Annotated in this window: 2 protein-coding genes; both read right to left on the bottom strand. The window is 30.7% G+C overall.

Annotated features, from left to right (window positions below):
- Positions 1-17: 17 nt before the first annotated feature.
- Positions 18-404: an SET domain-containing protein gene (locus HU235_RS07510; protein WP_095303000.1), complete on the bottom strand. Its 387-nt coding sequence runs from the start codon at positions 402-404 to the stop codon at positions 18-20.
- Between the two features lie 176 nt (positions 405-580).
- Positions 581-851, bottom strand: a 271-nt coding sequence (locus HU235_RS07505) for a transporter associated domain-containing protein (RefSeq protein WP_325100934.1), incomplete at its 5' end; no start/stop codon positions are given.

Raw genomic sequence — 851 nt, 5'->3', positions numbered from 1 at the left:
TGATTACAGAATATTAATTATTTCTTTTCATCTTTATTAAACCAAAGCGGCTCTGTATCATCAACATCCCCATTATAATTAATCAGAATTTCTTCCCCAGCTTTAATATCCTTATATGCATAAAATTCAAAAGTATGATTATCAAAGTTAATATCATACGTTGCATTCGGATGATATGAGTGATTAAATAACATTCCATATCCTAATACGATTGCAGTATGATTAATTCCATATTCAAATACATAATCGTCTAAAATCGTTTTCTCAATATATACATGATCCCTATTTGGGTATGGTATTACTGGCGCTTCATGAATAAGCGTCCCTTTTTCAATATCAATTGTTGCAAAAACACCACGATTAAATTCCCCTCCACTTAGTGGAGATGTTTTAACTTTAATAATTGTCATCACCTACGACCTAATAATATTGGATATCCTTTTCATTGTGAAGGTTTGTTCATCAGAAAGCAACCCTTTTATGTATATCTAGATAACAATTCTTAAAAGTCACTTTACAAAATCACATTCGATACTGAAAATTAATCGTACTAAAAAAGGACTTACATAATAGTAAGTCCTTAAGAAGTTGCAATTTTCTTTTCTAATAACGCCGGGTTAGGTAATGCTTCTTTTTGCATTTTTGTAATTTCTAAATAGCGAATATGATGATTTTCCATCTCGGTAACTTTGAAGGTTAGTGAACCAAATTCAACAAAGCCTCCAGTTTTTATATCATAATGCTCTGTTAATACCCATCCACCAATCGTATCGACATCAGTATCATCGATTGATAAATTAAACAACTCATTGATTTCACTAACAAGAACCTTACCATCAACAATATATTTC

Source organism: Metabacillus niabensis, from assembly GCF_902829255.1.
Classification (GTDB): domain Bacteria; phylum Bacillota; class Bacilli; order Bacillales; family Bacillaceae; genus Metabacillus; species Metabacillus niabensis.
The sequence above is the reverse complement of the archived record's forward strand: the minus strand, read 5'-3'. Positions and strand labels throughout refer to the sequence as shown.